Origin of the sequence: Streptomyces sp. SID5469 (assembly GCF_009862865.1) — a bacterium.
Taxonomy (GTDB): Bacteria; Actinomycetota; Actinomycetes; order Streptomycetales; family Streptomycetaceae; genus Streptomyces; species Streptomyces avermitilis.
Genome location: NZ_WWIN01000001.1, coordinates 4,472,550 through 4,496,951, shown reverse-complemented (window position 1 = coordinate 4,496,951; position 24,402 = coordinate 4,472,550). Strand labels below are relative to the sequence as shown.

Genomic DNA, 24,402 nt, shown 5'->3' with positions numbered 1-24,402 from the left:
ATGACGGACACGCAGACCTGGACGCCGTTGGAGATCGAGACCGAGTGCGAGGGCGGGGCGGAGGAACTCGTCGAGCGGGTGGCCGGCATGGGGGAGGAGTTCGGCAAGCTGCTCGTGGCGGAGAAGGGCCTGGTCTTCCGTGGCTTCGGGGTCACCCCCGAGGACCTCGACCGGGCGCTCGACGCGCTGCTGCCCAACCGGCTCGCCTACGTCCACGGCAACTCGCCGCGCACCAAGGTCGGCAGCAACGTGTACACCTCCACGGAGTACCCGCGGGAATTCACCATCTCCATGCACAACGAGATGAGTTACGCGCACGCCTGGCCGTCCCGGCTGGCCTTCTACTGCCAGGTGCAGCCCGGCGGCGGCGGCGCGACCCCCGTCGTCGACGCGGCCGTCTGGTACGGGTCCCTGGACGCCGAGGTGCGCGAGGCCTTCGCGGGCGGGGTGCGCTACGTGCAGAACCTGCACGACGGCTACGGGCTCGGCAAGAGCTGGCAGGACACCTTCGAGACCACGAGCCGCGAGGAGGTGGAGGCCTTCCTCGGCCCGACCGGCGCCACCTGGGAGTGGAAGGCCGACGGCGGCATCCGGGTCTCCTCGGTGCGCCCGGCCACCACCCGGCACCCGGTCACCGGCGCCGAGGTGTGGTTCAACCAGTCCGACCAGTGGCACCCGGCGGGCCTCGGCGACGACACCGCGGCGGCGCTGGCGCAGATCCTGCCCGAGGACGAACTGCCGCAGAGTGTGACGTTCGCCGACGGCAGCCCCATCCCCGCGGAGTACGTCGCCCAGATCCGCGACCGCGGCCTCGCGAACGCCGTCGACGTGGACTGGCGCGCCGGCGACCTGCTGCTCATCGACAACGTCCTGCTGGCGCACGGCCGCCGCCCCTTCGTGGGCGACCGCCGGGTGCTGGTCGCGATGTCGGACTGACCAGGCGGACGGACGGAACGGACGGAACGGACTGAGGCGATGACCGCCGCATACGAGAACCTGAGGGACCGCGACGCGGTCCACATCTGGCAGGGCCGGGCCCCCGACGCGCTCGCGCCGGGTGACACCGACCTGCTCTCGGAAGAAGAACGGCACCTGGTCGAACGCCTGCCGGACGCGGCCGCGGTCCGTTACGCGGCCGCGCACGCGGCGCTGCGCCGGGTGCTCGCCGAGTACCTGGACGTGGCACCGGGGGACATCGTCCTCGGCAGGCGCCCGTGCCCGCGCTGCGCGCATCCACGGCACGGCAGACCCCGTGTCGACTGGCCGCCCACCGACCTCGACTTCAACCTCTCGCGGTCCGGGCCGCGCTGGCTGCTCGCGGTGGTGGTCGGCCGGCAGGTCGGCATCGACGTGGAGGACGGCCGCAGCCTGGACGTGGAGGGCGCCTCGAAGCTCGTGCTGAGCGCCTCCGAACTCGCCCACGTCCGGTCGGCACCGGACGAGGCCGCGCGTTCGCACGCCTTCTTCCGCTGCTGGACGCGGAAGGAGGCCGTGGTCAAGGCGAGCGGGGTCGGCATCATCACGGACCTCAAGGCGGTCGACGTACGGCCCGCCCTCGACGGTCCGGTCGTGGTCACCCACACCGAGCCGACGGGCCCCGACACCTGGCTGGTGCAGGACCTGTCGGTGGCCGACGGGGTGTTCGCGGCGCTGGCCCGGGAGGCCGGTTCCACGGGCCCGGTGGTGCGGCGCGGTGACGAGGAGCGGCAGGAACAGCAGCAGGAACAGCAGCAGGAGCAGGCGAAGGCGACGGGGGTTCTGGTCCGATGACCGCGATCGAGTACACGGCACAGCCGGGAACGCCGGTGCACGACTACATCGCCGAGAACCGGGAGAAGCTCCGGCGGGTCCTGGGCGAGCGGGGAGCGCTCCTGCTGCGCGGTTTCGAGGTCGGCGGAGTCGACGGCTTCGACGGCGTGGTCCAGGCGTTCTCCGGGAGCAGGCCGCTCAGTTACGCCGAGCGGTCCTCGCCCCGCTCCACCATCAAGGGCCAGGTCTACACGTCGACCGACTATCCGGCCGACGAGGAGATCTTCCTGCACAACGAGAACTCCTACCAGGCCGTCTGGCCGCACACGCTGTACTTCTACTGCATCGAGCCGGCCCACACCCGGGGCGCGACCCCGCTCGCCGACATCCGTGAGGTGTACCGGGCCATCGACCCGGCGGTGCGCGAGGAGTTCGTGCGGCGCGGCGGCTGGCAGGTGGTGCGCAACTTCCACGCGGACTTCGGCGTGCCCTGGCAGGAGGCGTTCGGCACCGGCGACCCGGCGGCGGTCGAGGAGTACTGCCGCGGCAAGGGCATCACGGCCGAGTGGCGCGCGGACGGGGGGCTGCGGACGACGACGGTGCGGGCCGCCGTGCACACGCACCCGGGCTCGGGGGAGGAGGTGTGGTTCAACCACGCCACGTTCTGGCATGTCACCTCGCTGGCGCCGGAGGTCCAGGAGGGGCTGCGGGAGATCTTCCCGGACGAGGACCTGCCCACCAACACGTACTTCGGCGACGGCGGACGCATCCCGGACGAGACGGTCGCGCATCTGCGGGCCGCGTACCGCTCGGCGACGACGCGCTTCGACTGGCAGCGCGACGACGTGCTGATCGTCGACAACATGCTGGCCGCGCACGGCCGGGAGCCGTTCACGGGCCCCCGCAAGATCGCGGTGGCGATGGCCGAACCCTCACGCCCGCCCGCCGCCTGACGCTGCCCCTTGCCCCCTTGCCGCCTGTCCTTCGCCGACCGGCCCACCAAGGCCGACGGCACCGACGCCGGTCCACCAAGCCGGTTCCACCAAGCCCGATCCACCAAGCCCGATCCACCAACGCTGGCTGCACCAAGCCCGACCGCACTGACGCCGACTGCACCGAGGCCGGGGCGCCGGCTCCCTCGTGGGAGTCGGCGCCCCGGCCCTTTGTGCTGCGGTCCGGGCCGATCCGGCGGATCGGACCCGGACCGCGGCGCGCGCCGGAGGCGACGGGGGGAGGGTCCCTCCGGCACGCGGTCCCTGGGTTCACTCCCGCATGCCGGCCAGTTCCACGGCCCTGCGCCGCAGGGAGACCCCGGCCGGGGCCATCGCCGAGACGACCGCCAGGACGGCGCAGACGGCCACCGCCGCGCCGAGCACCGGCCAGGGGAGCTCGATCGAGGACCACACCTCGAGGAGCCCGAGGGCGCCCCACATCCCGGCCAGGTTGAGCCCCGCGGCCAGCAGCCCGAGCACCCCGCCCACCGCGACCACCATCAGCGCCTCCGCGCCCACCAGGCGCAGCACCTGCCACCTGGTGGCCCCGGCCAGGCGGAGCACCGCCAGGTCGCGCACCCGGTCGGACGTCGCCATGACCAGCGTGTTGGCCAGGGCGATCGCCGTGTAGACGAGGGCGATACCGAGGACCAGGATGAAGCCGAGGCGGGTCGTCCGGTTGGTCTCGGGGTAGCTCGCCCGCACCCACGCGTCCTTGGTGAGGACCTGTCCGCCCTCGGACCGCACGGCCTCGCGCAGACCGGCGGCCACGGCCGAGGCGTCGGCGCCGTCCGCGACCGACACGTCGACCCGGTCGACGCTCGCGCCCTGGGCGTTGCCCGGGGTGACGTAGACGCCGTTGTTGCCGGTGCCGGTGTGCATCACCGCGGCGATCTTCAGGGTCTTCTTCGTGCCGTCGCCGAGCCAGACGGCCACGCTCTGCCCGACGGTGTGCCGCGCCCACTCCTCGTTCACGATGATCGAGTCGTCGTCGAGGTCGGTCACCCGGCCCGCCGCCAGCGGCAGCCGCGTCGTGGTGGCGAGCATCGCGGGATCGGCGGCCCGCGCCTCGGACTTGATCAGCGCGACGCCGTCCTCGAGGACGTACACGGCGCTCGTGGAGGTGGCGGAGACCTTGGCGCCCGGCACCTCACGCAGCCGGGTGAGAGCGGCCGCGTCGAAGCCCTCGGAACTCCCCGGCGACACCACGAAGTTCGCGGCGGTCTGCGCCCGGGTCTCGGTGGCCTTCGCCTCGTTGAGCGTCGCCGTGGCGCCGAGCAGCGAGCCCGCGAGGGCGACCGTGACCAGGACGGGCGCCGCGACGGCGGCGGTACGGCGCACGCCCGCGGCGGCGTTCTCCCGCACCAGCATCCCGGTGGCGCCCGGCAGTTGGGCCGGCAGCCAGGCGATCAGCCGGGTCATGGGCCGCACCAGGACGGGGGCGAGCAGCGCGACCGCGGTGATCAGCAGCATCGGCCGGCTGACGTACGTCTTGCGGTGCAGCAGGTCGCCCGGCTCGGTGGCCAGCGCGAAGACCAGCGTGCCCACGGCGGTCAGCAGCAGGGCCAGACCGGACAGCCAGCGGCCCCAGGTCATCGTCCTGGTGTCGACGGACGCCTCGCGCAGCGCCTCGGTCGGCCCGGTCCTGCCGGCCCGCCAGGACGCGGCCACCGCGCCGCACAGGGCCACGAGCAGGCCCGTCCAGAAGGCCATGTAGTACGGCCACGTGTAGTCGCCGATGGTGAACCAGGACGGGGCCAGCTCGTTGTCGACCACCCACTGGGCGAGGCGCGGCGCACCGTACGCGCCGAACACGCAGCCCGCGGCGGACGCGAGGACACCGACGAGGAACGCCTCGGAGATGACCATCCGGCGGATCTGGCCCGGTGTCGCGCCCGCGGTGCGCAGCAGACCGAACTCGCGGCGCCGCTGGGCGACGGCGAACGCGAAGGTCGACGCCACCACGAACACCGACACGAAGGCGGTGACCCCGCCGGCCGTGCCGAACATGGCGTTCATCGCGACCAGGGCCTCGCTGTCGCGGTCGGGATCGGCGTCGGCGAGCCGGCGCCTGTCACCGGTGAGCACGCTCACCCCGGTGCTGTCCCGCGCCGCGTCCCGCACGGCGGCCGCGTCGGCGTCCACCACCAACTGAACGCTGACAGGCGCCAGTTCGGCGGCCCGCGCGTCGCTGAAGAAGACCGCGTTCTCGAAGCCGAGCCCGGCCACCGTGCCGACGACCCGCACGGTGCCGCGGTCGGTCCGCAGCCGCTGTCCCACGGTGGCCCAGTCGCCGCTGACGACGACCTGGTCGGCGGCCCGGGGCGCGCTTCCGGCACTGATCTCGTACGGGGCGAAGGCGGCGGTCGACCAGGGGTGGCCCACCAGCTCGCCGGGGCCGCCCCGGGCGCGTACGGCGAAGGCACGGTCCTCGACCACGGGACCCAGCTTCTTCAGCTCGGTCTTCAGGGCGGCCGGTACGGCGCGCGGCTGGGCCAGCTTCTGGACCCGGTCCCCGATGGGGGTCGGCACGCGCAGGGTGTCCGGTCCCTTCACCACGACCGGGGCCGCGGCGAACCGCTCGGGCTCGCGGTCCGGTGCGTCCAGGGACGACGCGAGGGCCAGGCCCATGACGGCGAGCAGACCGACGCCCAGGGAGAGCGCGACGAAGCTGCCGACGAAGGTGACCCAGCGGGCGCGCAGGGTGCGCAGGGCGACGCTCAGCACGGCGCGGCCTCCAGCTTGGTCATGCGTGCGGCGATGTCCTCGGCGCTCGCCCCGATCAGCTCGCCGTTGACCCGTCCGTCGACGAGGAAGACGACCCGGTCGGCGTACGAGGCGGCCACCGGGTCGTGCGTGACCATGATGACCGTCTGGCCCTCGCTGTCGACCATGCCGCGCAGCAGGGTGAGCACCTCCCGGCTGGTCTGCGAGTCGAGCGCGCCGGTGGGCTCGTCGCCGAAGAGGACGTCGGGGCGGGTGATCAGGGCCCGGGCCAGGGCGACGCGCTGCTGCTGGCCGCCGGACATCTCGGTGGGCCGGTGCCCGGCCCGGTCGCCGAGCCCGACCTGCGCCAGCACCTCGCGGACCTCCGTCTTGCGGGGGCGGCGTCCGGCCAGGCGCAGCGGCAGCGCCACGTTCTGTTCCGCGGTCAGCGACGGCAGCAGGTTGAACGCCTGGAACACGAAGCCGATGCGGTCACGGCGCAGCAGGGTCAGCTTCGTCTCGCTGAGCTTCGTCAGTTCGGTGTCGCCGACGGTGACCGAGCCGGAGGTGGGCCGGTCGAGTCCGGCCGCGCACTGCAGAAGGGTGGACTTGCCGGAGCCGGACGGCCCCATGACGGCGGTGAAGGTGCCCCTGGGGAAGGCGAGCGACACCTGGTCGAGGGCGGTCACCGCGCCGCCTCCCGCACCGTATCGCCTGCTCACGGAACGCAACTGGATCGCGTCGTTACTCATCTGTCCCACTCATTCGGTGTCGGTCCTCCCGCGCGACAGGGCGGGACGGAAGTCGTCGGGAACTGGTCCCGGCGTGGCCATTGTTGAGGCGGCCGGGTGGCCGGATAAGGCGCTGCGTCGGCAGGTTCCTGCCGTGGCAGCAGCTTGCGGAGGAGGTGCGTCACCCGGGCCCGGCCGGCCCCATGACGTACCCGATCAGGACGAAGGCGGGCGCCCATACGACGCTGCTGACGACCGACCAGGCGAGGTAGCGGCGCAACGGCATCCGGGTGGCTCCGCACAGGGTGGGCACGAGGGTCCGCAGGACGGCGGTGAAGCGGCCGACGAACACGGCGCTGCCACCGCGCCGTTCGATCAGGCCGAGGGCGCGGTCGGTGTAGCGCCGGCGCCGCCCGTCGGCCGGTACCCGCGCGAGGAGCCGGGCGCTGAAGCGCCGCCCGACGGCGTACCCGGCGACGTTGCCGAGCACCGCTCCGACGACCGCGGTCACCAGGGCCGCCACGACGGGAACGCGCCCGTGCCAGGCGAGCAGGCCGCCCATCACCACCGCGGTCTGCCCCGGCAGCAGCGCGCCGACCAGCGGCAGGGCCGCCTCCAGCGCGGGCAGCAGCAGCACCGTGGCGAGGATGCCGAAGCTTCCGTAGGCCAGGACGCGCTCGGCCAGCCAAGCCATCATCGGGGCGCCGCCTCTCTCGTCATGTCGATGACTCAACGAAACCGCGGGAGGGCGGGGCGGCGCAGTGCGGCAGAACCGAGACTTGGGGTAGGGCCAGACCTACCTCCCGCGTTCGGTTCAGCTCGCCCTGGTGAACGGCCGGTCCGTGCGCTGTTCCCGGCCGGCCCGCACGACGAGCCGCACCAGGGCGTGCAGCCGGTAGCGGGGCTCGCCCGCGGAGTCGATGCCGGTCATCTCCAGGAGGGACACCTCGACGAGCCGCTCCAGGAACTCCTCGGCCGCCGTCTCGGGCAGACCGAGCAGCAGCGCGGCCGAGGTCGCCGCGAACGGCTCGGCACCGCGGCGGACGAGCGTGCGCAGCAGCTCCAGCTCCGGCGCGGGCAGTTGCCGCAGTGCCGCGTCGAGGCGGCGCCGTACGTCGAGTTCACCGACCCGCAGCTCGCCGAGGCGGGTGGCCGGGTCGGCGAGCCGCCGGGCGAGCCGGGCCGCCGGCCACAGCGGCCGGGAGGCGAGCCGCGTCCCGGCGATCCGCAGCGCCAGCGGCAGCCCCGCGCACACCTCGGTGACGGTCCGGGCGGCTTCCGGCTCCACGGCGAGACGCGCGTTCCCGGCGATGGCCGCGAGCAGGGCGAGCGACTCCTTCCGGTCCATCGGGTCCAGGGCGACCGTGCGCGAGCCGGGCACCGCGGACAGCCTGCTGCGGCTCGTGACGAGGACGGCGGCGTCCGAGGTGCCCGGAAGCAGCGCGTCCAGCTGAAGCTCGTTCGCCGCGTCGTCCAGCAGGATCAGCAGCCTGCGGCCCGCCGTCCGGGTGCGGTAGCGGCGGATCAGCTCGTCCAGTTGGAGCGGCGACCCGTCGGGGGCCGGCAGGCCGGCGGACGGATCGCCGAGTGCGCGCAGCAGTTGGGCGAGGACCGCGCAGGAGTCCTTGACGGTGCCGTCCTCGTGGTGCAGCCGGGCGTACAGCAGACCGTCGGGGAACTCGGCGGCGACGGCGTGTGCGACGCGGACGGCGAGCGCCGTCTTGCCGACACCGGCCATGCCGGTGATCAGCAGTCGGCGCGGGCGGAACGCGGAGCGCCGGTCGGCCGGGGGCGGAGCGAGCCGGGCGCACAGCTCGGTGAACTGGTTCTCCCGGCCGGTGAAGTCGGCGGTGTCGGGCGGCAGCATGACGGGTGCGGACGGCGACGCGTACGGCGCGGAGTACGGCGACGCGTACGGGGCGGACGTGGGCAGCCGCGCGGGCTGCGGCAACCGGCTCAGCTCGCCGGTCAGCACGGCCTGGTAGGTGTCCGTGAGATCGGTGCCGGGGTCCACCCCCAGCTCCTCGGCGAGCACGTCGCGGCCCTCGTGGAAGGCGCGCAGCGCCTCGGCCTGCCGGCCGCACCGGTACAGCGCCGTCATCAGCTGGGCGCGCAGCCGCTCCCGCACCGGGAACTCGCCCACCAGGCCGGTGAGTTCGGGAACCAGGCGCTGGTGCCGGGCGAGGGCGAGATCGGCCTCGATGCGACGCTCGAGGGCGCTCATCCTGGACTCCTCGAGGCGCGGCAGCTCGGCCTCGGCGAGATGGGGCGTCACATTCGAGAGCGCGGGACCCTGCCACAGGTCGAGCGCGCGCCGCAGCAGCTCCCCGGCCTCCGGGAACCGCCGCTCCTCCAGCGCCCCGCGCCCGAGCCGGTCCAGACGCTCGAACTCCACCATGTCGACATGGGAGCCCTCGGCGAGCAACTGGTACCCGGGCTGCCGGCGGACGAGCTCGACATCGGAGCCCAGATGCTTCCTGAGCCTTGATATGTACGTGTAGATCTGGGCGTTCATCGTGGCCGGCGGGTCCCACCCCCACAGCAGCGAACTCAGCCGGCTGTCACCCACCACGCGGCCTCGCGCGAGCAGCAGTACAGCGAGAACCGTGTGCACCTTCGAGCCGGACAGGGCGACGCGGCGCGCGCCCTCTCTGGCCTCCACGGGTCCCAGAAGCTGGAATTCCATCGTGACTCCCCCACGGTGTACGGCCGTGGCCGCCCTGTGCGGCAGTGGCCGAAAGCGACGCGCCGGGCGTGCCGCTCACGGTCATTGTTTGCGCCAACGTGTGGCGGAATTGAGCCTTCAAAATGGCAACAGGCTGCCGTGGCAGGTCTCTGCAGCCCCACCCCCGTGACCCCGCGGCCCGTGAATCGTGCCCTCGCGGCCCTGTCCCGTGCCCCGTCCGCCGACCCCGCCAGGGACCTTTCGGCCGTCCCCGCCAGGGACGTTCCGCCCGCCCCTGCCGGCGGAAGGTAGGGCTGGCACTACCCCCGGTCCGCCCACTGGACCGATGGCACCGGCGGGAGCGGCCCTTCTACGGTGAGCCCATGCACCCTCGGAATGTGTGGCAGGCCATGTCCAGGCCGGGCTTCCTGCTGTCGTCGTGGCCGTGGCGGTCGGTCCTGTATCTGCTCACCGGGGCGGCGGCCGGGATCGCCGCGCTGGTGGGGATCGTGACCGTGGCCGTGATCGGCGGCGCCCTCGCCGTCGTCCTGGTGGGGCTGCCGCTGCTGGTCTGTGTGGCGCTGGCCGGAATCCCGGTCGCCTCCATGGAGCGGCGCAGGCTGGCGCTGATCGACCTGGACCCGGCGACGGACCAGCACCGCACGCCTTCCGCCCCCGGGCTGTGGGCCTGGCTGCGGACCCGGCTGCGGGAACAGGCGACCTGGCGGGAACTCGGCTACGCGCTGCTGTTCGCGGGGCTGCTCTGGCCCGTCGACGCCCTCGTGGTCACGGTGGGCCTGCTGTTCCCCGTGTCGATGGTGGCCACTCCGCTGCTGATGGCCACCATCGGGGGCGGCGACGAGGCGAAGGTGCTCAAGCAGTGGACGGTCACCACCTGGCCGGGAGCGTTCGGGGTCGCCGTGCTCGGCCTGGTCCTGCTGGTGCTCTGCGCCTACGCGCTGGGCCTCGCGGGCGGCGCCCGGGCGGAACTGACGCGGCTTCTGATCGCCTCCAGAGAAGCCGACCTGGACGCCAAGGTCACCGAACTCGCCAGCTCACGCGTCCGGTTGGTCGACGCGTTCGAGGCCGAGCGGCGCCGCATCGAACGAGATCTGCACGACGGGGCCCAGCAGCGGCTCGTCGCCCTGACGATGACACTCGGCCTGGCCCGCCTGGACGCCCCGCCGGGACCGCTCGCCGACCAGCTCGCCAAGGCGCACGAAGAGGCCGGCAAGGCCCTGGAGGAGCTGCGGGAACTCATCCACGGCATCCACCCCAAGGTCCTCGCGGACTACGGCCTCGAGGCGGCCGTCGCCGACGCCGCCGACCGCTCCGTGGTCCCCGTGGACGTAGGCCTGGAGCTGCCCGGCCGGCTGCCCGAAGCGGTGGAGGCCGCCGCCTACTTCGTGGTCTGCGAGGCCCTCGCCAACGTCGCCAAGCACAGCGGGGCGAGCCGCGCCGAGGTGAGCGGCGGACACCGGGACGGCCGACTGGTCCTCGAGGTGCACGACGACGGCGGCGGTGGCGCGAACGCGGCGGACGGCAGCGGGCTGACCGGACTCGCCGACCGGGTGTCGGTGCTCGATGGCAGACTTGCGCTGTCCAGCCCGCCGGGTGGACCGACCCTGCTGCGTGTGGAGATTCCTTGCGAGCGAACCGACCCCTGCGCGTAGTCCTGGCCGAGGACAGCGTGTTGCTGCGGGAGGGCCTCATCGGCCTGCTCACCCGCTGCGGTCACGAGGTGGTGGCGGCCGTCGGCGACGCGCAGGCGCTGCTCGTCGCGGTCGCCGAGCACGCACCGGACATCGTGGTGACGGACGTCCGGATGCCGCCGGGCTTCCAGGACGAGGGGCTGCACGCGGCGGTCCGGCTGCGCGAGAAGCAGCCCGCGCTGCCGGTCCTGGTCCTGAGCCAGTACGTGCAGCGGGCGTACGCGTCCGAACTGCTGGACTCCGGCGACGGTTCGGGCGTCGGCTATCTGCTGAAGGACCGGGTCGGCCAGGTCGAGGAGTTCGTGGACGCGCTGAGCGAGGTCGCGGACGGCGGCACCGTCGTCGACCCCGAGGTGGTGCGCCAGCTGCTGCGCCGCCGCCGGGACCCACTGGCCCGCCTCACCCCGCGCGAGCGGGAGGTCCTGGCACTGATCGCGCAGGGCAAGTCGAACGGCGCGATCGCCCGTGAACTGGTGGTCTCCGAGGCGGCGGTCGGCAAGCACATCGGCAGCATCCTCACCAAGCTGGACCTGCCCCCGGCGGACGAGACCCACCGCAGGGTCCTGGCGGTACTGGCCTTTCTGCGGGCGTGAGGCCCGGGGGCCGGTCCCCCCGTCCCGCATCTGAACACCAAGTCGGCGTGCACTCAGACAAGTTGACGTACGCACCCCGCCGGCTCCCCGTATAGGAGCCGCATACGACCGCCATAGCCCCCCGGCGAACGCTGGGCGCGCTTCGGCGGACCCCGTCGGAGCAGCCCGCGCTCTCCCACGGAGGTACCCCCCCCATGCGCCGTCGCGTCGCCGCCACGCTGGCCACCACCGCCCTCGCGCTGACCGCCGCCCTCGTACCCGTCACGTCGGCATCCGCCGCACCCGCCGACAAGGCGACGGTCCTCAGCAACTGGACCCAGACCAGCGCCGCCAGCTACAACGCCTTCTTCGCGGCCCGCGCCGACCAGGGCGCCTGGAGCGCGTACGGCTTCGACTGGTCCACCGACTACTGCACCACCTCGCCGGACAACCCGTTCGGCTTCCCCTTCGCCAACTCGTGCGTCCGGCACGACTTCGGCTACCGCAACTACACGGCGGCCGGCTCCTTCGACGCCAACAAGTCCCGCCTGGACAGCGCCTTCTACGCCGACCTCAAGCGGGTCTGCACGGCCTACTCCGGAGTGAAGAAGGCGTCGTGCGACGCGACGGCCTGGACCTACTACCAGGCGGTCGTCAACCTGGGCTGACCACCGCCCGCGACGGTGACCGGGGTCACAGGGCCTTCGCGAAGCACTGGCTCAGCTCGTGAAAACGGTAGTAGCCGAACTTGGGGCACTGTTCATAGCCGCTGGAGGCGTACAGAGAGATCGCCTCCGGCTGCTTGGCCCCGGTCTCCAGGACCATCCGCAGCCGGCCCGCCGCACGCGCGTCGTCCTCCAGGGCCGCGAGTATGCGGCGGGCCAGGCCGAGCCCGCGTGCGGCGGGAATCACATACATCCGCTTGAGCTCGGCGTCGCCGTCCGTGTACCCCTCGCCGTTCTCGTCCTGGGAGCGCCAGCCGCCCGTGGCGACCGGCTGGTCCCGCTCGTCGTACGCGATCAGGTAAAGCCCCCGCGGTGGCGCGAACATGGTCGGGTCGAGCGGGGTCGCGTCGCCGTCGTCGCCGTAGCGCTCGGCGTACTCGAGCTGCACCTCGTCGTTGAGCCGGACGGCGTCGGGGTGATCGAAGGCGACGGGGCGAAGCTGGAGAAGCTGGATAGTCATGCGCGCAAGCGTACATCTATGCGCACGTCCGCTCTCCTGGATTAAGTATCGTGCCGGGGTGCTCACTGTGACCTCTGTGAATGTGAACGGACTCCGCGCCGCCGCGAAGAAGGGCTTCGTGGAGTGGCTCGCGGAGACCTCCGCGGACGTGCTGTGCCTTCAGGAGGTACGGGCCGAGCCGGACCAGCTGCCCGCGGGCGTGCGCGCGCCCGACGGCTGGCACGTCGTCCACGCGCCCGCCGCCGCCAAGGGGCGCGCGGGCGTCTCCCTCTACACCCGCCGCGAGCCCGATCGCGTCCGCGTCGGCTTCGGGTCGGCGGAGTTCGACGGCGGCGGCCGGTACGTCGAGGCCGACCTGCCCGGCGTCACCGTCGCCAGCCTCTACCTGCCCTCCGGCGAGGTCGGCACCGAACGGCAGGACGAGAAGTACCGGTTCATGGGGGAGTTCCTCACCCACCTGAAGGACCTGCGCGAGCGCGCCGCCGCCGACGGCCGCGAGGTCCTCGTGTGCGGCGACTGGAACATCGCCCACCAGGAGGCCGACCTCAAGAACTGGCGCGGCAACCGGAAGAACGCGGGGTTCCTGCCGGAGGAACGGGAGTGGCTGGGCCGCGTCCTCTCGCCCGAGGACGGCGGATACGTCGACGTCATGCGAGCCCTGCACCCGGACGTCGAAGGCCCCTATTCGTGGTGGTCGTACCGGGGGCGGGCCTTCGACAACGATTCAGGGTGGAGGATCGATTACGAGGTCGCCACGCCGGGCCTCGCCGCCAAGGCGGTCAAGGGCTTCGTGGAGCGGGCGGCCACGCACGAGGAGCGCTGGTCGGACCACGCCCCGGTGACGGTGGTCTACGACCTCTGATCCGCCGCGGGTCCACGGCCTCTGATCCCGCGCGGGTCTACGGCCTCTCATCCCGCGCGGCCGACAGCCGCCGGTCCAGTGCCATCGACAGTTCCGCCTCCACCACGCTCTTCGCCAGGGGGCGCAGCCGGCGCAGGTCCTCCGGTGTGCGGTCTCGCTTCAGGACCAGGTCGGTGAAGAGCGCCGCCAGTGCCTCCGTGTGGACGCGAACCCGGCCGGCCGCCGCGAGGACGTCGGCGAGCGGGATGCCCTCGCGGACCAGTGCCGCCGAGACGTCCAGCAGGCGCCGGCTGATGTGCACGATCTCGCCGCCGTCCGTGCCGAGATAGCCGAGGTCGAGCGCCGCGGCGAGGTTCTCCGGGGTCGCCTGGCCGGCGAACACGTCGGCCAGCTCCTCGGGGGAGAGGCGGACCGGGGTCTCCTCGGTGGGCGCGCCGAGGCCCAGGAGCTCCCCCACGTTCCGTCCGTGGTCGAAGGCCTCCGCCAGCTCCGCGATGCCGCTCAGCGTGTGGCCGCGCTCCAGCAGCCCCGAGATCGTGCGCAGCCGGGCCAGGTGCGTCTCGTCGTACCAGGCGATACGGCCCTCCCGGCGGGGCGGCGGGATCAGCTTGCGCTCGCGGTAGAAGCGCAGGGTGCGCACCGTGATGCCGGCCTCCTTGGCCAGCTCCTCCATGCGGTACTCACGCCTGCCTGCCTTCTCTGCCACGCCCGAACCCTACGTCGTACTCCCGGTAACTTTCCCGCTCCCGACCCCTACCCATCAGTACGGCGCTGCCCTACTCTCCCCATTGCGCCAGTAATCACCGGCAAGGTTGTGCGGCTAGGAGGCGTCGGGATGACCGAGGGCGATCAGGTGCGGCGCGAGCGGGTGCCCCATGTGCGGGTGGCGGTGATCGGGTCCGGGTTCGGCGGGCTCGGGGCCGCGGTGCGGCTGCGCCGCGAGGGCGTGACCGACTTCGTGGTCCTGGAGCGGGCCGACAGCGTCGGCGGCACCTGGCGGGACAACAGCTACCCCGGCTGCGCCTGCGACGTGCCGTCCCACCTCTACTCGTTCTCCTTCGCGCCCCACCCCGACTGGCCGCGCACCTTCTCCGGCCAGGAGCACATCCGCGCGTACCTGGAACACGTCACGGACACCTTCCGGCTCCGCCCGCACCTCCGCTTCAACTCCGAGGTCAAGCGCATGACCTGGGACGCGGACCAGCTCCACTGGACGGTCGAGACGGCCACCGGCACGCTCACCGCCGACCTCGTCGTCTCCGCCACCGGGCCGCTGTCCGACCCCAGGATCCCGGACGTGCCCGGCATCGAGACCTTCCCCGGCAAGGTCTTCCACTCGGCCCGCTGGGACCACGACTACGACCTGCGCGGCAAGCGCGTCGCGATGATCGGCACGGGTGCCTCCGCGATCCAGATCGTTCCCGAGATCCAGCCGCGGGTCGCGAAGCTCACCCTCTTCCAGCGCACCCCGCCCTGGGTGATGCCCCGCGTCGATCGCGCCATCGGCCGGGCCGAGCGCGGGCTGCACCGCATGTTGCCGTTCACCACCCAGGTCCGCCGCGGACTGCTCTGGGGCATCAGGGAGTTGCAGGTCCAGGCGTTCACCAAGCACCCCGACGAGCTCGGTCTCGTGGAGCGGCTGGCCAGGCGCAACATCGCGCGCGCCATCGAGGACCCCGGCCTGCGCGCCCGGCTGACCCCCGACTACCGCATCGGCTGCAAGCGCATCCTGCTCTCCAACACCTACTATCCGGCGCTCGCGCGGCCCAATGTCGACGTGGTCGCGAGCGGCCTGGCGAAGATCGACGGATCCACGCTCGTCGCCGCCGACGGCAGCAGCGCCGAGGTCGACGCGATCGTCTTCGGTACGGGCTTCCACGTCACGGACATGCCGATCGCCGAGCGGGTCGTCGGCGCCGACGGCACCTCGCTCGCCCAGTCCTGGAGCGGCGGCATGAAGGCGCTGCGCGGCGCGTCCGCCCCCGGCTTCCCCAACTGGATGTCGATCATCGGCCCCAACACCGGGCTCGGGAACTCCTCGATGATCCTGATGATCGAGTCCCAGCTCAACTACCTGGCCGACTTCATACGGCAGTTGGACGTCCTCGGCGGCAAAGTCGCCCTCGACGCCCGTCCCGGCGCGGTGCACGCCTGGAACAGCAAGGTCCAGGAGCGGATGCGGCGCACGGTGTGGAACACCGGCGGCTGCACGAGCTGGTACCTCGACGCGAACGGCGTCAACACCACCGTCTGGCCGGGGACGACGACGGAGTTCCGCAACGCCACGCGGCGTGTGGACCTCGCGGAGTACGAGGTCGTACGGGCTCCGAGGCCCGCCGCCGCGGGTGTCCGCGCGAAGGCGGAGGCGGACGCGTGAGCAGGCTGACGCACACGGGCGCGGCGAGCGGTCCCTACGCCCCGCCCGTCCCCGTCCGCGCGCTGACCGCGGTCTCCGCCGACGGCGCCCGGCTGCACGTCGAGGTGCACGGACCCGAGAACGCGCCCGCCGTCGTCCTCGCGCACGGCTGGACCTGCTCGACCGCCTTCTGGGCGGCGCAGATCCGGGACCTCGCCGCCGACCACCGTGTGATCGCCTACGACCAGCGCGGGCACGGACGCAGCCCGGCGAGTGCCCTGTGCGGCACCGAGGCGCTCGCCGACGACCTGGAAGCCGTCCTCGCCGCCACGCTCGCACCCGGCGAGAAGGCGGTGCTGGTCGGGCACTCCATGGGTGGGATGGCGCTGATGGCCACGGCCGGGCGGGCGCGGTTCAGGGAGCACGCGGCGGCGGCCCTGCTGTGCAGCACGGCCAGTTCGAGGCTGGTCGCCGAGGCGAAGGTGGTGCCGCTGGTCGCCGGGCGGCTGCGTACCTGGCTCACCGGGCGGATCCTCCGCTCCCGCGCCCCGCTCGGCCCCGTCACGCCGGTGGCGATGCGGGTCCTCAAGTACGGCACCATGGGCGCCGGTTCGTCCCCGGTCATGGTCGAGGCGTGCGCGCGGATCGTGCACGCCTGTCCGCGGCAGGTGCGGTACGCCTGGTCGCGGGTGCTCGGCCTGCTCGATCTCGACCACGGCGTACGGGAGTTGACGGTGCCGACGGCGGTCTTGGTGGGCGCCGAGGACCGGATGACACCGCCGGTGCACGCCCGTGCCCTGGTCGCCGCGCTGCCGAACTGCGTCGGTGTCACCGAGCTGCCGGGGCTCGGGCACATGACACCGGTCGAGGCCCCCGAGCTGGTCACCGCCCGGATGCGTGAACTCGTCGCGGCATACGTACACATCAAGGAGGGCGCATGAGCAGGGTGAGCCTGGAGGGCCAGGTCGCGGTCGTCACCGGGGCCGCGCGCGGTGTCGGCGAGCTGCTGGCCCGCAAACTGTCGGCACGCGGCGCGAAGGTGGCTCTGGTCGGTCTGGAGCCGGACGCGCTCAAGCAGGTCGCCGAGCGGCTGCACACCGACAGCGGCCACTGGTACGCCGACGTCACCGACCATGAGGCGATGGTGCGGGTCGCGGCGGAGGTGAAGCAGCGGTTCGGGAAGGTGGACATCGTGGTCGCCAACGCGGGTGTGGCGAACGGCGGTCCGTTCGCCGAGTCCGACCCGGTGGCGTGGCGGCGGGTGATCGAGGTGAACCTGATCGGCTCGGCGGTGACGGCCCGCGCGTTCCTGCCGGTGCTGACGGAGAGCCGTGGCTACCTGCTCCAGATCGCCTCGCTCGCGGCGATCACCCCGGCGCCGATGATGACCGCGTACTGCGCCTCGAAGGCGGGCGTGGAGGCGTATGCGCACAGTCTGCGCGCCGAGGTCGGCCACAAGGGCGTGCGGGTCGGGGTGGGTTACCTCTCCTGGACCGACACGGACATGGTGCGGGGCGCCGACCAGGACGAGGTGATGCGGGAGTTGCGGCAGCGGCTGCCGTGGCCGGCCGGCAAGACGTATCCGCTGGGTCCCGCGGTCGACCGGATCGTGGCCGGGATCGAGCGCAGGTCGAGCCATGTGTACGCGCAGTGGTGGCTGCGCGGGATGCAGGGCGTGCGCGGGTATCTGCCGATGGTCATCGGGGCGGTGGGGCAGCGGGAGATGCGCCGCTTCGAGCCGCGGCTGAAGAACGTGGGAACGAAGCTCGTCGGTGCAGGTGGGGCGGCTGATGAGGAGGCGCGGAACACAGCGCGTAATTGATCGAAATGCGCGCTATGTCCCCCCGTGCAAGTCTGGTCGAGGCCCGATCCCCTCACCCACCACGGGAGTGAACCCACATGGGTATGAAGGACCAGTTCCAGGACAAGGCGAACGAGCTCAAGGACAAGGCGAAGAAGGCCAGGTCCGGCGACCGCGACGACATGAGCCAGCGGGCCCGCAAGGACCGCGAGCAGGGGCAGAAGCCCATGCGCGAGCCGATGCGGGACCCCATGCGCGAGCCCATGCGGGACCCGATGCGCGAGTCCATGGACGACCCCATGGACGACCCGCTCGACGAGCTTGACGAGCACCGGGGCGCCTGACCGCCTCATCAGTACGGGAGTGAACCCACATGGGTAAGAAGGACAAGTTCCAGGACAAGGCGAACGAGCTCAAGGACCAGGCGCAGAAGGCCAAGGAAGAGGCCGGCAAGCGCTCCTCCGAGCAGCGTGACCGTTCCCGCGAGAGCCTGGAGGACACGCAGCAGGACATGGACGACCGCATGAACCAGGACTACGACGCCTGACGCGGTCAGCCGAGAAGAAGGGGTGTCCCCTGACGAGGGGGCACCCCTTCCTTCTGCCTTGTTCATCGTCTCGGCGGCAGCTTCGGCCGGGTGTGGACCGGGACGTCGTGGTGGTCCGGAGGCGTGGCCGCCGGATGGGTGCGGAGCAGGTCCTGGGCCAGCTGGATCGCGTCGTCCATCTGGGCATGGCGGCCCTCCGCCCAGTCCAGGGGCGTGCGGAGGATCTCCAGGTCCGGGGCGACGCCGTGGTTCTCGATGGACCAGCCGTACTCCTCGAACCACGCCGCGTTCATCGGCACCGTGATCACCGTGCCGTCGCCGAGGCGGTGCCGGCCGGTCATGCCGACGACGCCGCCCCAGGTGCGCTGCCCCACCACCGGCCCCAGCTTCAGCAGCTTGAACGCCGCCGTGATCATGTCGCCGTCCGAGGCCGTCGCCTCGTCGGCGAGGGCGACCACCGGACCGCGTGGCGCGTTCGACGCGTACGACACCGGCTGGGCGTCGCGCGTGAGGTCCCAGCCCAGGATCTTGCGGGTCAGCTTCTCGACGACCAGCTCGCTGATGTGCCCGCCCGCGTTGCCGCGGACGTCCACGATCAGCGCGGGCCGCGACACCTCCATCCGCAGGTCCCGGTTGAACTGGGCCCAGCCCGAGCCGCCCATGTCCGGGATGTGTAGATAGCCGCAGTGGCCCCCGCTCAACTCCCGTACCACCTCGCGCCGTTTGGCCACCCAGTCCTGGTAGCGCAGCGGCCGCTCGTCGATCAGCGGGACCACGGCCACCCGCCGTGGGGGCCCGTCCCCCTCCGCGGGGGCGAACGTCAGCTCCACCGTCGTACCGCCCGCCCCCGCGAGCAGCGGATACGGGCCCGTCACCAGGTTCACCGGGCGCCCGTCCACATGCGTCAGCATCGCGCCCTCCCTGATCCCCGTACCGGCCAGCGGCGAGCGGGCCTTGGAGTCGGAGGAGTCGCCGGGCAGGATCCGCTTCAGCATCCAGCCACCCTCCCGGCGGACGAAGTTGGCGCCCAGCAGCCCCTGCCAGCGCTGGTAGTGCCGCGGCCCCTCGTTGCGGCGGGCGGGGGTCACATACGCGTGCGAGGTGCACAGCTCGCCCAGCACCTCCCGCAGCAGATCCGCGAACTCGTCGGGCGACGCGACCCGTTCGACCAGCGGGCGGTACTGGTCGAGGACCGCGTCCCAGTCGACGCCGGACATACCGGGGTCCCAGAAGTACGCGCGGGTGATCCGGCCCGCCTCCGCGTACGCCTGCCGCCACTCCGCCCCCGGATCCACCTCGTGCATGATGCGCCGCAGGTCGATCCAGACGGTGGTGTCGCCGTCCCCGGACTCGGTGGAGGGCACCGCCCGCAGATCTCCTTCGTCCACGACCACCAGCCGTGACCCGTCCCCGCTCACCGCGAACCAGTCCAGGTGGCCGACGAGTTCGGACTTCTTCGCCTTGTTGATGTTGAAGTACTCGAGGGTCGGCCGGCCGCTGGTGTCGTCGGGGTTCGCGAAGGTCTCGCCGAGCGCGCCCGAGATCGGCCACCGCAGCCACACCAGGCCGCCGCCCGCGACGGGATACAGCGCCGAGTACTTCGACGCCGTGACCGGGAAGGGCGTGACCCGGCTCTCCAGTCCCTCCAGCTCGACGGTCACCGCGCCGTCGCCGCTCTCGTCCTCGACCGGATCGAGACCGCCGGCCACCGGCCGCCCCTCCGGGTTCAGCGCGAACGGGGAGAGGGTCGCCGAGGACAGCGGCACCAGGTACGGGCGGCAGCCCAGCGGGAACGACAGATCCCCGGTGTGCACGTCGTACACGGGGTCGAAGCCGCGCCAGGAGAGGAAGGCCAGATACCGTCCGTCCCGGGTGAACACCGGATTCTCGTCCTCGAAGCGCCCGTTGGTGACATCGACGATCAGCCGGTCCTTTATCCGCGCCATCTTGATCTGCCGCAGCGACCGCCCGATGCCCGGATGCGACCACGTCAGCCACGCCCCGTCCGGGGAGAAGGCGAGATCCCGCACCGGCCCGTTGATCGACCGGATCAGCTCGGTGACCTCGCCGTCCGGCTCCCCGCTCTCCACGGCGTCGGCCCCGGCCTCCTCGCCGGCGGCCTCGGACACCGTGATGAGCAGCAGCCGCCCGTCGTTCGAGGCGATCGCGAGCCGTTCGCCCCGCGGGTCCGCCGCCAGTTCCTGTACGCGGCCGAGCCGCCCCGAGGCGAGGCGGCGCGGCTCGCGCTCGCCGGAGACCCTGGGCAGATGGGCGATCTCGACGGCGTCCTCGCCCTCCGCGTCCGTGATGTACGCGACCTGACCGCCCGAGCCGAGCATCTCGGGCAGCCGCACCCGCACCCCCGGCGTGTCCGTGATCGTGCGCGCGGGTCCGTCCCGGTGCGTGAGCCAGTACAGACTGCCGCGTACGACGACGGCGCTGGCCCGGCCCGTCTCGTCCACGGAGATCCCGTCGACGTGCTGCGCGGCCGGCACCTGGTACGTACGGCGTCCGGCCCGCGGCCCGCCGAGCCGCACGTCGAGCCGGCGGGGCACCGAGTCGGGGGACAGGTCGTCGACGATCCACAGGTCACCGGCGCACTGGTACACGACCCGGGTGCCGTCGCTCGACGCGTGCCGCGCGTAGAACGCGTCGTGGTCCGAGTGGCGCCGCAGGTCCGAGCCGTCGTAGGCGCACGAGTAGAGGTTCCCGATGCCCTCGTGGTCGGAGAGGAACGCGATCCGGCCGCCCACGAACAGGGGGCTGTCGAGGTGCCCGTCGATGTCCGCGAGGAGCCGCTGTCCGTGCAGCCAGAGCCGCCCCGTCGCGCCGCCCCGGTAGCGCTTCCAGGAGGCCGGTTCGTGCGGTGGGGTGCCGGTGAGCAGCAGGGTCTTGCGCTCGCCGTCGATGTCGGCGACCGCGATGTCGGAGACCGGGCCCCAGGGGAGCCGGCCGCCGGGGTCGCCGTCGGTGGGGACGCAGTAGGCCCAGGTGAAGTAGGAGAAGGGCTCGCCGTGGGAGGCGACGGCGAGGATGTCGCTGTGCCCCTCCTTGTCGGGCGGCGACCAGCCGCACACCCGGGTGTCGGTGCTGCCCCAGTAGGTGAGCCGCCGGCCGGGGCCGCCGTCCACCGGCGCCAGGTGGATCTCCGGGACGAGGCTGCGCCAGCTCGTGTACGCGATGTGGCGGCCGTCGGGCGAGAAGCGCGGATGGCCGACCTTGGTGCGGTCGACGGTGATCCGCCAGGCCCGCCCCGCTCCGTCGAGGGGGGCCAGCCACAGGTCGTCCTCGGCCGCGAAGCACAGCCGCGCGCCGTGGAGATGCGGGAAGCGGAGATAGCCGGGGACGTTCTCGGACTCGGGGTTCACCTAACCCATGCTTTTCCGCGCGACGGGCCCCGGCAACTTGTGAAAACATGTGCGTGACCCACGACACGTACGAAACGGTTTCGTTTCGCTCGCTCTCGGGGTATCTTCAGGAAGGTACGAGGAAGACGTACGGGTAGACGTACGCAACCGGAAACCGTGTCGTTCGAAGCAGGAGAGGCGAGTGCGATGACTGAGACCGCAACGGTGCGCCGCAGTCGGATCACGCCCGAGCGCGAGGCCGAGCTGTACTCGGCGGTGCTCGACCTGCTCCGGGAAGTCGGCTACGACGCCCTGACCATGGACGCCGTGGCCTCCCGCACCCGGTCCAGCAAGGCCACTCTCTACCGCCAGTGGGGCGGCAAGGCCGAGCTGGTGGTGAAGGCGCTGCGGCACCAGAAGCACTCGCATTTCGGCGAGGTCGACACCGGCTCGCTGCGCGGTGACTTCCACGCCCTCGTGACGCGGGAGAACAACTGCGAGATGGAGCAGAACTCCGCGCTCATGCGGGGTCTGGCCGTGGCGGTGCACGCGAACCCCGATCTCCTGGACGCTTTCCGGGACCTGATCATCGATCCCGAGACGAACGAGATGCAGCGACTGCTGCAACGCGCCGTCGACCGGGGCGAGATCAGAGCGGACAACCCCGCGACGCAGTACGTGCTGCACATGCTGATCGGTGCCTTCGCGGCCCGCACCCTGATCGACGAACTGCCTCCCACGCAGGAATTCCTCACCTCGTACGTCGACGCCGTGGTCCTCCCCGCCCTCGGCGCCTGATTCCCTGCTTCCCCTCTCTCCCCTCCCTCCCCGCGCATTCCCTGCTCCACCTGACGCGACCGCTCACGTCGTCGGGCTGATGACCCCTGCCCACACGCACCTCCACGACCTGACCGGGAGTACGCCCTCGTGGCCACGTTCCTCTATAAAATCGGCCGGTTCGCCTTCAGGCGACGGCACTTCGTCGCCCTGATATGGGTGGCGCTGCTGACGCTCGCGGGTGTCGGCGCCGCCTCCGCGCCCACCGCGGGCTCCAGCTCGTTCTCGATCCCCGGCACCGAGGCGCAGAAGGCCTTCGACCTGCTGGAGAGCCGTTACCCGGGCATGAGCGCCGACGGCGCGACCGCACGGGTCGTCTTCCGGGCGCCGAGCGGCGAGAAGATGTCGGCCGCGGCCAACAAGGCGGCCGTCAAGAAGACCGTCAAGGCGCTGGGCGACGGCTCGGAGGTCACCTCCGTCACCGACCCCTTCAAGACGCACTCGCTCTCCAAGGACGGGGCGATCGCGTACACGCAGGTGCGCTACGACGTCTCCGGCATGGAGCTGAAGGACGCCTCCAAGGACGCCCTGAACGAGGCGGCGCAGGAGGCGCGGGACACGGGCCTGACCGTGGAGGTCGGCGGTGACGCGCTCCAGGCGGCACCCGAGACCGGGTCCACCGAGGTCATCGGCATCGCGGTCGCCGCGGTCGTCCTCGTCATCACCTTCGGCTCGCTGATCGCGGCCGGGCTGCCGCTGCTGACCGCGCTGATCGGCGTGGGCATCGGCGTCTCCACGATCACGGCACTCGCGAAGGCGCTCGACCTGGGCTCCACCACCTCCACGCTGGCGATGATGATCGGCCTCGCCGTCGGCATCGACTACGCCCTGTTCATCGTCTCCCGCTACCGGGCCGAACTGGCCGAGGGCAGGGAGCGCGAGGAGGCGGCGGGCCGGGCGGTCGGCACGGCGGGTTCCGCGGTGGTCTTCGCCGGTCTCACGGTCGTGATCGCCCTCGTCGGCCTGGCCGTGGTCAACATCCCGATGCTGACGAAGATGGGTGTCGCCGCGGCGGGCACGGTCGCCATCGCCGTACTGATCGCGCTGACGATGATCCCGGCGCTGCTCGGCTACACGGGCAGGATGGTGCAGCCGGCGGGCAAGAAGAGCAAGCTGCTCGGCGGCGGGCGCGCGGCGAAGAAGCCGGCCAGGCCGAACATGGGTACGCGCTGGGCGAGCTTCGTCGTCCGGCGTCCGGTGGCGGTCCTGCTGCTGGGCGTGGTCGGGCTCGGTGCCGCGGCCGTGCCCGCCACCTCGCTGGAGCTGGGCCTGCCGGACGACGGTTCGCAGCCGACGTCCACGACGCAGCGCCGGGCCTACGACCTGCTGTCGGACGGCTTCGGCCCCGGCTTCAACGGTCCGCTGATGGTCGTCGTCGACGCCAAGTCGAGCACCCACCCGAAGGCGGCCGTCACCAAGGTGACGGACACCGTCAAGGACCTCAAGGGCGTCGTGTCGGTGACTCCGGCGACGTACAACAAGGCCGGCGACACCGCGATGATCACGGTCGTCCCCGACTCGAAGCCGTCCTCCGTGAAGACCGAGGACCTGGTGCACGCCATCCGTGACGCGGGCGGCGAGATCAAGGCCGGCACGGACGCGGAGGTGCTGGTCACCGGCACGACGGCGATGAACATCGACTTCTCGCAGAAGCTGAACGACGCGCTGGTCCCGTACCTGGCGCTCGTCGTCGGCCTGGCGTTCCTGCTGCTGATCGTGGTCTTCCGCTCGGTCCTGGTCCCGTTGAAGGCGGCCCTCGGCTTCCTGCTCTCGGTGATGGCCGCGCTCGGCGCCGTCGTCGCGGTCTTCCAGTGGGGCTGGCTGGCCGGCCTGATGGGCGTCGAGGAGACCGGCCCGATCATGTCGATGATGCCGATCTTCATGGTGGGCGTCGTCTTCGGCCTCGCGATGGACTACGAGGTGTTCCTCGTGACCCGGATGCGCGAGGCGTACGTCCACGGGGAGAAGCCCGCCCAGGCGATCGTCACGGGCTTCAAGCACGGCGCACGGGTGGTCACGGCCGCGGCCGTCATCATGATCGCCGTCTTCTCCGGCTTCATCGGCTCCAGCGAGTCGATGATCAAGATGATCGGCTTCGGGCTCGCGATCGCCGTCTTCTTCGACGCGTTCGTGGTCCGCATGGCGATCGTCCCGGCGGTGCTCGCGCTGCTGGGCAAGCGGGCCTGGTGGCTGCCGAAGTGGCTGGACCGCGCGCTTCCCAACGTGGACGTGGAGGGCGAGGGCCTGCGCGCCCACGACACCGACCGGCCCAAGGACGGGGACGCGGACGAGGACCGGAAGCTGGCACGGGTCTGAGCCGTCCGTAGCTGTCCGTAGACG

At 72.1% G+C, this 24,402-nt stretch carries 21 protein-coding genes; 14 read left to right on the top strand and 7 right to left on the bottom strand.

All coding sequences use genetic code 11. The features are described from left to right. From GTY58_RS18990 to GTY58_RS18980, 3 genes are read left to right on the top strand one after another with little or no spacing between them, the layout of a single operon-like run. Nucleotides 1-936 (top strand): TauD/TfdA family dioxygenase, encoded by a 936-nt coding sequence (locus GTY58_RS18990; RefSeq protein WP_010985069.1) that lies wholly within the window; start codon nt 1-3, stop codon nt 934-936. Nucleotides 937-975: 39 nt separating this feature from the next. Then, nucleotides 976-1,770: a 4'-phosphopantetheinyl transferase superfamily protein gene (locus GTY58_RS18985; protein WP_010985068.1), complete on the top strand. Its 795-nt coding sequence runs from the start codon at nt 976-978 to the stop codon at nt 1,768-1,770. After that, entirely contained in the window at nt 1,767-2,702 is a 936-nt protein-coding gene (locus GTY58_RS18980; protein ID WP_010985067.1) for a TauD/TfdA family dioxygenase, read from the top strand. The genes GTY58_RS18985 and GTY58_RS18980 overlap by 4 nt, the downstream gene beginning before the upstream one ends. A gap of 309 nt (nt 2,703-3,011) precedes the next feature. Here GTY58_RS18980 and GTY58_RS18975 read toward each other — a convergent pair whose 3' ends face one another. The 4 genes from GTY58_RS18975 to GTY58_RS18960 form a co-directional block, all read right to left on the bottom strand. After that, the gene (locus GTY58_RS18975) at nt 3,012-5,468 is read right to left on the bottom strand and encodes an FtsX-like permease family protein (RefSeq protein ID WP_010985066.1); all 2,457 of its coding nucleotides are present in this window, start codon (nt 5,466-5,468) and stop codon (nt 3,012-3,014) included. Continuing rightward, on the bottom strand, nt 5,462-6,199 hold the full coding sequence (locus tag GTY58_RS18970; RefSeq protein ID WP_037644802.1) for an ABC transporter ATP-binding protein: 738 nt from the start codon (nt 6,197-6,199) through the stop codon (nt 5,462-5,464). The genes GTY58_RS18975 and GTY58_RS18970 overlap by 7 nt, the downstream gene beginning before the upstream one ends. Before the next feature lie 160 nt (nt 6,200-6,359). Then, complete coding sequence (locus GTY58_RS18965; protein WP_048894562.1) at nt 6,360-6,875, bottom strand: DedA family protein; 516 nt, start codon at nt 6,873-6,875, stop codon at nt 6,360-6,362. 117 nt (nt 6,876-6,992) lie between these two features. Further along, entirely contained in the window at nt 6,993-8,864 is a 1,872-nt protein-coding gene (locus tag GTY58_RS18960; protein WP_037644804.1) for an AfsR/SARP family transcriptional regulator, read from the bottom strand. A 389-nt stretch (nt 8,865-9,253) separates the two neighbouring features. Here GTY58_RS18960 and GTY58_RS18955 point away from each other — a divergent pair, with 389 nt between their 5' ends. The 3 genes from GTY58_RS18955 (at nt 9,254) to GTY58_RS18945 (ending at nt 11,795) form a co-directional block, all read left to right on the top strand. Next, a complete protein-coding gene (locus GTY58_RS18955) occupies nt 9,254-10,516 on the top strand; it encodes a sensor histidine kinase (RefSeq protein WP_037644806.1) in 1,263 nt (420 codons plus the stop codon). Then, nucleotides 10,489-11,148 (top strand): response regulator transcription factor, encoded by a 660-nt coding sequence (locus GTY58_RS18950; RefSeq protein ID WP_010985061.1) that lies wholly within the window; start codon nt 10,489-10,491, stop codon nt 11,146-11,148. The genes GTY58_RS18955 and GTY58_RS18950 overlap by 28 nt, the downstream gene beginning before the upstream one ends. Nucleotides 11,149-11,342: 194 nt before the next feature. Next, nucleotides 11,343-11,795 (top strand): phospholipase, encoded by a 453-nt coding sequence (locus GTY58_RS18945; protein WP_010985060.1) that lies wholly within the window; start codon nt 11,343-11,345, stop codon nt 11,793-11,795. 25 nt (nt 11,796-11,820) lie between these two features. Here GTY58_RS18945 and GTY58_RS18940 read toward each other — a convergent pair whose 3' ends face one another. Then, complete coding sequence (locus tag GTY58_RS18940) at nt 11,821-12,312, bottom strand: GNAT family N-acetyltransferase (RefSeq protein WP_010985059.1); 492 nt, start codon at nt 12,310-12,312, stop codon at nt 11,821-11,823. Between the two features lie 58 nt (nt 12,313-12,370). Between GTY58_RS18940 and GTY58_RS18935 the strand changes: the two genes are divergently transcribed. Beyond that, nucleotides 12,371-13,174: an exodeoxyribonuclease III gene (locus GTY58_RS18935; protein ID WP_037644809.1), complete on the top strand. Its 804-nt coding sequence runs from the start codon at nt 12,371-12,373 to the stop codon at nt 13,172-13,174. A gap of 37 nt (nt 13,175-13,211) precedes the next feature. Here GTY58_RS18935 and GTY58_RS18930 read toward each other — a convergent pair whose 3' ends face one another. Next, nucleotides 13,212-13,880: a MerR family transcriptional regulator gene (locus tag GTY58_RS18930; protein ID WP_010985057.1), complete on the bottom strand. Its 669-nt coding sequence runs from the start codon at nt 13,878-13,880 to the stop codon at nt 13,212-13,214. Between the two features lie 129 nt (nt 13,881-14,009). Here GTY58_RS18930 and GTY58_RS18925 point away from each other — a divergent pair, with 129 nt between their 5' ends. The 5 genes from GTY58_RS18925 (at nt 14,010) to GTY58_RS39690 (ending at nt 17,878) form a co-directional block, all read left to right on the top strand. Continuing rightward, complete coding sequence (locus tag GTY58_RS18925; RefSeq protein WP_042493250.1) at nt 14,010-15,551, top strand: NAD(P)/FAD-dependent oxidoreductase; 1,542 nt, start codon at nt 14,010-14,012, stop codon at nt 15,549-15,551. Continuing rightward, nucleotides 15,548-16,471, top strand: a complete 924-nt coding sequence (locus GTY58_RS18920) for an alpha/beta hydrolase (protein ID WP_010985055.1) — start codon at nt 15,548-15,550, stop codon at nt 16,469-16,471. Before GTY58_RS18925 ends, GTY58_RS18920 begins: the two co-directional genes overlap by 4 nt. Further along, nucleotides 16,468-17,352 carry an SDR family oxidoreductase gene (locus GTY58_RS18915; protein ID WP_010985054.1) on the top strand — a complete coding sequence of 295 codons (885 nt, stop codon included), beginning with the start codon at nt 16,468-16,470 and terminating at the stop codon, nt 17,350-17,352. The genes GTY58_RS18920 and GTY58_RS18915 overlap by 4 nt, the downstream gene beginning before the upstream one ends. A gap of 77 nt (nt 17,353-17,429) precedes the next feature. After that, complete coding sequence (locus GTY58_RS18910) at nt 17,430-17,675, top strand: hypothetical protein (RefSeq protein WP_010985053.1); 246 nt, start codon at nt 17,430-17,432, stop codon at nt 17,673-17,675. 29 nt (nt 17,676-17,704) lie between these two features. Next, a complete protein-coding gene (locus GTY58_RS39690; protein ID WP_010985052.1) occupies nt 17,705-17,878 on the top strand; it encodes a hypothetical protein in 174 nt (57 codons plus the stop codon). A 62-nt stretch (nt 17,879-17,940) separates the two neighbouring features. Here the strand turns inward: GTY58_RS39690 and GTY58_RS18905 are convergent, their stop codons facing one another. Further along, on the bottom strand, nt 17,941-21,246 hold the full coding sequence (locus GTY58_RS18905) for a S41 family peptidase (protein WP_010985051.1): 3,306 nt from the start codon (nt 21,244-21,246) through the stop codon (nt 17,941-17,943). A gap of 186 nt (nt 21,247-21,432) precedes the next feature. Between GTY58_RS18905 and GTY58_RS18900 the strand changes: the two genes are divergently transcribed. Both GTY58_RS18900 and GTY58_RS18895 read left to right on the top strand, forming a co-directional pair. Then, the gene (locus tag GTY58_RS18900; RefSeq protein WP_010985050.1) at nt 21,433-22,023 is read left to right on the top strand and encodes a TetR/AcrR family transcriptional regulator; all 591 of its coding nucleotides are present in this window, start codon (nt 21,433-21,435) and stop codon (nt 22,021-22,023) included. A gap of 129 nt (nt 22,024-22,152) precedes the next feature. Then, complete coding sequence (locus GTY58_RS18895) at nt 22,153-24,378, top strand: MMPL family transporter (protein WP_010985049.1); 2,226 nt, start codon at nt 22,153-22,155, stop codon at nt 24,376-24,378. Nucleotides 24,379-24,402: the final 24 nt, after the last annotated feature.